The following is a 6,926-nucleotide window of genomic DNA, read 5'->3' on the forward strand; positions in this document are numbered from 1 at the left end:
CGCCGGGAGTGGGCCGGGCTGGCCGTGATCGCCCTGCCCTGCCTGCTCGCCACCATGGACCTGGAGGTGCTGAACCTGGCCGTCCCGGCCCTGACCGCGGACCTGCAGCCCAGCAGCGCCCAGCTGCTGTGGATCATCGACATCGACGGGTTCATGGTCGCCGGGTCGCTGATCACCATGGGAACCCTCGGGGACCGCATCGGCCGCCGCCGGCTCCTGCTGATCGGCGCGGCCGCCTTCGGGGTCGCCTCCGTGCTGGCCGCCTTCTCCACCAGCGCCGAGATGCTGATCGCGACCCGGGCGCTGCTGGGCGTGGCCGGGGCGACCCTGGCCCCCTCGACCCTGTCGCTGATCCGCAACATGTTCACCGACCCGGGGCAGCGCACGGTCGCCGTGGCCGTGTGGGCGACCAGCTTCTCGGTCGGGGCCGCCATCGGGCCGCTGCTGGGCGGGGTGCTCCTGGAGTGGTTCTGGTGGGGGTCGGTGTTCCTGCTGGCCGTGCCCGTGATGGTGCTGCTGCTGGTGGTTGGCCCGGTGCTGCTGCCCGAGTACAAGGACCCGGACGCGGGCTGGCTGGATCTCCGCAGCGCGGCCATGTCGCTGGCCGCGGTGCTGCTGGTGATCTACGGGCTCAAGCAGCTCGCCCTGGACGGCCTCGGGCCCGAGCCGGCGCTGCCGGTGGTGGCCGGGCTGGCCGTCGGCTGGCTGTTCGTCCGCCGGCAGCGCACCCTGGCCGACCCGCTGGTCGACCTGTCGCTGTTCGCCAGCCGGACCTTCAGCGGCTCGCTGGCCACCCTCACCCTCAGCCTGTTCGTGACCTTCGGCACCTTCCTGTTCGTCGCCCAGTACCTCCAGCTGGTCCTCGGCCTGTCACCGCTCCAGGCCGGCCTGTGGACGCTGCCCTCGGCCTGCGGGCTGGTCGCCGGGTCGATGCTGACCCCGGTGCTGGCCCGGCGGGCCCGGCCGGGCCTGGTGATGGCGGGCGGCCTGGTCCTGGCCGCGGCCGGTTTCGGGCTCCTCACCCTGGTCGACGGGACGGGGGGGCTGGGGGTCGTGGTGGCCGGGTCGGTCGTCTTCTCCATGGGCGTCGCCCCGGTGGGGACGCTGGCCACCGACCTGATCATCGGGTCGGCCCCGCCCGAGCGGGCCGGGTCGGCCGCGGCCCTGTCGGAGACGGGCGCCGAGCTGGGTGGGGCCCTTGGCATCGCCGTCCTCGGCAGCGTCGGGGCCGCCGTCTACCGCGTCCAGGTCACCGATGCCCTCCCGGCCGGGATCCCGGCCGGGGCCGCCGAGGCCGCCCGCGACACCCTCGGCGGGGCCATGGTCGCGGCCGGGCAGCTCCCGGGGGCGCTCGGCACGGCCCTCCTGGACGCGGCCCGCCAGGCGTTCGCCCAGGGGCTCGTGACCACCTCCGCCATCAGCGCGGTCCTGACCCTCGGGCTGGCCGCCCTGGCCGCCGTCCTGCTCGGGCGACGCTAGGCCTCCGCCGAACGGCGCCAGGCGGCCCGCCCCAGCTGGGCGAACGACCCGAGGAAGCGGCCGGTGAGGTCGGCGGCGCCGTGGTCGGTGAGGACGGCGGCGACGGTGCGGGCGTCGAGGCGGCGGGTGCAGGTGGCGACCTCGAGGGGGACGTCGTCGCGGATGGCCATCAGCTCGCGGTTGAGCTCGTAGGTGGCCCGCTGGGTGACCAGGGCCTCGGCGACCCAGGCGCCGAGCAGCCGGGCCACCCCGGCCGGGTCGTCGAGGGCCGCCTCGACGGTGCCGTAGGCGTCCAGCAGCCGGGCGGCGGTGACGGCGCCGATGCCCTTGACCCCGGGGAGGCAGTCGCTGGCGTCGCCCCGCAGGGCCGCCAACGCCGGGTAGGCGGCCGGGCCGACGCCGTAGCGGGCCCGCAGCCAGCTCGGCGAGACCTGCTCCATGCGCCCGCCCGTGACCAGGTAGAAGACCTGGACGGTGGGGGCGACGAGCGCGAACGCGTCCTGGTCGCCGGTGGCCAGGGCGGCCGCCACTCCGCGCCGCCGGGCCAGGGCGGCGGCCGAGCCGAGCACGTCGTCGGCCTCCAGCCCCGCCGGGACGACCACGCAGATGCCGAGCTCCGACAGCAGCCCGGGCAGCTCGCCGAGCAGGTCGACCAGGGCGTCGTCCTTGGGCGGGCGGGCCGACTTGTAGCCGGGATGGCGGTCGCGCCGCAGCGAGCGGATCGGGTCGTCGAAGCCGACCACGCAGGCGCTGGGACGGGTCGCCGCCCCGATGCGGGCCAGCATGGCCAGGACCCGCTGGCGCGCCTCCCCCGGCGGCCCCTCGGCCCCGCCGACGGCGTGGAAGGCCCGGTGGGCCAGCCCGTTGCCGTCGACGGCCAGCAGCACCGGGACCGGCCGCCGCGGCCCGCGGCCCTGGCGCCGCCGCCCCTCGGGACCCTGACGCGGCCGCGCCTCCCGGACGGCCGCCCCCTCGGCCGCCGGCTCGTCGAGCACGAACAGCTGCGGGGTGTCGGCGGGTATGGGAGGCATGCGACCACGATCACCCTCGAACGCCAGGCGCGCAAGGTGCCGTCTTGTCGCAGGAAGGTTGAGACTCGGCCGCGCCTGCAGAGGTCCTTGGTAGATTGTGGCGATGATTGGCAGCGTCAAGGTGGAGCCGGGCCGGCGGCGCCGGCGGCGGCGGGAGGACTCCGAGCAGGAGATCCTGGAGGCGGCCGAGCGGCTGCTGCGCGAGCGGCCGTTCCGCGAGCTGACCGTCGACGACCTGATGGCCGCCACCAGCCAGTCCCGCACCGCCTTCTACCGCCACTTCACCGACCGCCAGGACCTGCTCGTCCATCTCATCCGCGACCTCAACGAGGAGCTGTGGGAGATGAGCGCCGGCTGGCTCCGGGGCCGCGGCGACCCGCTGGCCGAGGGCCGCGAGTCGCTGGAGCGCCTGGCCGACGTGTACGCCGCCCACGGTCCCCTGCTGCGGGCCATCGCCGAGGCGGCCAGCCACGACGCCGACGTCGAGGCCGTCTACCGCGGCCTGGTCCAGGGGTTCGTGGACGCCACCGCGGCCCGCATCCGCCGCGACGTCGCCGCCGGTCGGACCAGCCTGGCCCATCCCGACCACGTGGCCGCCGCCCTGGTCTGGATGACCGAGCGCCACCTGGCCGCCACCTTCGGCCGGGTCGGGGCGACCGACGCCGACCGCTCGGCCGCGCTGGAGACGCTGTTCACCATCTGGATGCGGACGCTGTACAGCCCGGATCCCCAAACGTAGGCTCGCCGCATGCGGGCGGTCACGATCTCCGACGGGCGGCTGGTGGTGGCCGAGCGCCCCGACCCGGAGCCGGGCCGGGGCGAGCTGCTGGTCCGGGTCGCGGCCGCCGGGCTCAACGGCGCCGACCTGCAGCAGGCCAGGGGCCGCTACCCGGCCCCGCCGGGCAGCCCGGCCGACATCCCCGGGTTGGAGCTGGCCGGCGAGGTTGCCGCGATCGGGCCCGACGTCTTCCGCTTCATCGCCGGCGACCGGGTGATGGCGGTGGTCGGCGGGGGCGGCCAGGCCGAGCTGGCCGTGATCCACGAGCGGGTGGCCATCCCCGTCCCCGACGGGCTCGGCTGGCCCGAGGCCGGCGGCTTCCCCGAGGTCGTCACCACCGCCCACGACGCCCTCTTCACCCAGTGCGGCCTCGGCCTCGGCGACCGGCTGCTGGTCCACGGCGCCGCCGGCGGGGTCGGCACGGCCGCCGTCCAGCTGGCCGCGGCCGCCGGGGCCGAGGTGGTGGCCAGCGTCCGCAACCCCGGCCACCACCAGGCCGTGGCCGACCTCGGCGCCGCCGTGGTCGCCGAGCCCGCCCAGGCGTTCGGCCACGGCCCCTTCGACGTCATCCTGGAGCTGGTCGGCGCCCCCAACGTCCCCGGCGACGTGGACGCGCTGGCCACCGGCGGCCGCCTCATGGTCATCGGGTTCGGCGCCGGCGCCACCGCCGAGATCGACCTGCGCAAGCTGTGGGCCCGCCAGGCCCGCGTGCTCGCCTCCAACCTGCGCTTGCGCCCGCTGGAGCTGAAGGCCGACGCCGCTCGCCGGGTCGAGCACCAGACCCTGCCGCTGGTCGCCGGCGGCCGGCTGCGCATCCCGGTGGCCGCCACCTTCCCCCTGGACGCCGCCCAGGAGGCCTACGACCGCTTCGCCGCCGGCGGCAAGCTGGGCAAGCTGGTCCTGGTCACCTGAGTCAGCCGGGAGGGAGCGTTCGGTGGACGACCTGGAGGACCGGGCCGACGTCGCCTGGTGGCGGGGCGACGTCGACGAGGCGTCGGCCCTGCTCGAGCGGGCCTACCGCAACCACCTGGACGACGGCCGTCCCCGGCCGGCGGCCATGGCCGCCATCAGGAGCGCCGTCAACGCCTTCCTGCGCGGCGACGGCGTGGTCGGGTCGGGCTGGCTGGGCCGGGCCCAGCGGCTGCTCCGCGACGAGCCGGAGCAGGTGGAGCACGGCTATCTCCTCTACTTCGAGCTGGAGGGCACCCTCGCCGGCGGCGACCAGGCCGCGGTCGTGGCCACGGCCGGGCGGGTCCGCGACATCGGCCGCCGCCACGCCGACCCCAACCTGGTCGCCGCCGGCGACCTGTTCGAGGGTCGGGCGCTGGTCAGACAGGGCCGGGTGGCCGAGGGCATGGCCCTGCTCGACGAGGCCATGCTGGCCGTGCTCTCGGGCGAGCTGCGCCCGGAGTACGCCGGCAACGTCTACTGCCACCTGATGGCCGCCTTCCACGAGCTGGCCGACGTCCGCCGGGCGGCCGAGTGGACGGAGGCGACCAGCCGCTGGCTCGCCGGCCTGCCGGCGGCCGTGCTGTTCACCGGCATCTGCCGGGTCCACCGCTCCCAGGTCATGGCCCGCCGGGGCGCCTGGGCCCAGGCCGAGCAGGAGGCGGCCCTGGTCTGCCTTGAGCTGGCCGACCTGCATGTCGCCGGCGCGGCCGAGGGCCACTACCAGCTCGGGGAGCTCCACCGGCTCCGGGGCGATCTGGCCGGGGCGGAGGCGGCCTACCGTCGCGCCCACGGGCTCGGCCGCGACCCCCAGCCCGGCCTGGCCCTGCTGCGGCTCGCCCAGGGCCGGGCCTCGACGGCGGCGGCGTCGATCCGGGCCGCCCTGACCGCCGTCACCTCCGACCGGCTGGCCCGGGCCCAGCTCTGCGCCGCCCAGGTCGAGATCGCCCTGGCCGCCGGCGATGCCGGCACGGCCGCGCGGGCCTGCGACGAGCTGACCAGGACCGCCTCCACCTACGGCAGCTCGGGCCTGGAGGCGGCGGCGCTGCAGGCCAGGGGCGCCCTGCTGCTGGCCGAGGGGCGGGCCGAGGCGGCCCTGCCGACCCTGCGGGCGGCCTGCAGGCGCTGGCGGGAGCTGGACGCCCCCTACGACGCCGCCCGGGTCCGGCTGCTGCTCGTCGTGGCCTACCGGGCGCTGGACGACGGCGACGCGGCCGCCCGGGAGCTGGACGCCGCCGCGGCCGTCTTCGACCAGCTGGGGGCGACCCTGGACGCCGCCCGGGTGGCGGCCCTGCGCGGGCGGCCGGCGCTGCCGGGTGGCCTGTCGGCGCGCGAGGCGGAGGTCCTGGCCCTGGTCGCCGCCGGCCGGACCAACCGGGAGATCGCCGCGACGCTGGTGCTCAGCCCCAAGACCGTGGCCAGGCACCTGTCGAACATCTTCGCCAAGCTCGGCGTGAGCTCGCGGACCCAGGCGGCCGCCTTCGCCTACGAGCACGGCCTGGCGACCCCGGAACGTGGGTGAAACGACCCATCGGCCGGTCCGGGATTGCACACCCCGCCCGATGCCCCCGGCCGGCGCGCCTCGGTACGGTTCGGCCAGGAGCCGTTCGAGCGCGGAGGGACCACGATGACGGAGCTGACGCTGGACAAGGCCCGGGTCGAGGCCTTTGCCGGACGCCTGTTCGAGCTGTACACAGGCAGGCTGCTGACCTTCCTGGTCGACATCGGGCACCGGACCGGGCTGTTCACCGCCGCCGCGGCCGGCCCCGCGACCAGCGCCGAGCTGGCCGCCCGGGCCGACCTCCAGGAGCGCTACGTGCGGGAGTGGCTGGGCGCCATGGTGACCGGCGGGATCGTCGAGTACGACCCGGCCGGCGGGACCTTCCGCCTGCCGGCCGAGCACGCCGCCTGCCTCACCGGGCCGGGCTCGGCCAACCTGGCCCCGTTCAGCCGGCTCGACACCCACCTGGCCAAGCACGTCGACGCGGTCGCGCGGGCCTTCCGCGAGGGCGGCGGCGTGCCCTACGCCGAGTTCCGGCCCGAGTTCACCGACGTGATGGACGGGCTGGGGCGCGGCGCCTTCGACGAGCTGCTGGTCGACGCCTACGTGCCGCTGGTCCCGGGGCTGGGCGAGCGGCTGGCCGCCGGGGCCCGGGTGGCCGACGTCGGCTGCGGCACCGGCCACGCGATCGTGCTGCTGGCCGGCGCCTTCCCGGCCTCGACCTTCGTCGGCTACGACCTGGCCACCGACGCCATCGCCCGGGCCCGGTCCGAGGCGGCCGGCCTGGCCAACGCCCGCTTCGAGGTCCGCGACGCCGCCCACCTGGCCGCCGAGGAGCCGTTCGACGTCGTGTTCGTGTTCGACGCCGTCCACGACCAGGTGGCCCCGGCCGCCGTCCTGGACCGGATCTGCGCCGCCCTGGCCCCCGGCGGGACCTTCGTCATGGTCGAGCCGCGGGTGTCCAGCCGCCTGGAGGGCAACCTGGCCAACCCGCTGGCGCCGATGCTGTACGCGGTGAGCACGCTGCACTGCATGACCGTGTCGCTGGCCGGCGGGGGCGCCGGGCTGGGCGCGGCCTGGGGCGAGGAGCTGGCCCGGGCCATGCTCGCCGACGCCGGCTTCGCCGAGGTCGCCGTCCACGAGGCGCCCGGCGACCCCCTCAACGCCGTGTTCGTGGCCTCCAAGGCCC

At 76.7% G+C, this 6,926-nt stretch carries 6 protein-coding genes; 5 read left to right on the top strand and 1 reads right to left on the bottom strand.

Annotation, left to right across the window (positions count from 1 at the left end):
* A partial coding sequence (locus tag VF468_25510) for an MFS transporter (protein ID HEX5881645.1) occupies window positions 1–1,479 on the top strand: 1,479 nt, incomplete at its 5' end.
* Here VF468_25510 and VF468_25515 read toward each other — a convergent pair.
* Window positions 1,476–2,510: a 5'-3' exonuclease H3TH domain-containing protein gene (locus VF468_25515; GenBank protein ID HEX5881646.1), complete on the bottom strand. Its 1,035-nt coding sequence runs from the start codon at window positions 2,508–2,510 to the stop codon at window positions 1,476–1,478. The genes VF468_25510 and VF468_25515 overlap by 4 nt on opposite strands.
* A gap of 103 nt (window positions 2,511–2,613) precedes the next feature.
* On the opposite strand from VF468_25515, the gene VF468_25520 reads away from it, so the two are divergent.
* The 4 genes from VF468_25520 to VF468_25535 form a co-directional block, all read left to right on the top strand.
* Window positions 2,614–3,249: a TetR/AcrR family transcriptional regulator gene (locus tag VF468_25520; GenBank protein ID HEX5881647.1), complete on the top strand. Its 636-nt coding sequence runs from the start codon at window positions 2,614–2,616 to the stop codon at window positions 3,247–3,249.
* Between the two features lie 9 nt (window positions 3,250–3,258).
* Window positions 3,259–4,200 (top strand): zinc-binding dehydrogenase, encoded by a 942-nt coding sequence (locus VF468_25525; GenBank protein HEX5881648.1) that lies wholly within the window; start codon window positions 3,259–3,261, stop codon window positions 4,198–4,200.
* A 22-nt stretch (window positions 4,201–4,222) separates the two neighbouring features.
* Complete coding sequence (locus tag VF468_25530) at window positions 4,223–5,758, top strand: LuxR C-terminal-related transcriptional regulator (protein HEX5881649.1); 1,536 nt, start codon at window positions 4,223–4,225, stop codon at window positions 5,756–5,758.
* A gap of 105 nt (window positions 5,759–5,863) precedes the next feature.
* Window positions 5,864–6,926, top strand: a 1,063-nt coding sequence (locus VF468_25535; protein ID HEX5881650.1) for a class I SAM-dependent methyltransferase, incomplete at its 3' end; no start/stop codon positions are given.

The sequence above is a fragment of the Actinomycetota bacterium genome (assembly GCA_036280995.1).
Classification (GTDB): domain Bacteria; phylum Actinomycetota; class CALGFH01; order CALGFH01; family CALGFH01; genus CALGFH01.

Bases quoted from the DNA above. Each gene is read 5' to 3' on its own strand.
- VF468_25525 (HEX5881648.1), top strand. From the start codon at position 3,259: ATGCGGGCGGTCACGATCTCCGACGGGCGGCTGGTGGTGGCCGAGCGC.
- VF468_25515 (HEX5881646.1), bottom strand. From the start codon at position 2,510: ATGCCTCCCATACCCGCCGACACCCCGCAGCTGTTCGTGCTCGACGAG.
- VF468_25520 (HEX5881647.1), top strand. From the start codon at position 2,614: ATGATTGGCAGCGTCAAGGTGGAGCCGGGCCGGCGGCGCCGGCGGCGG.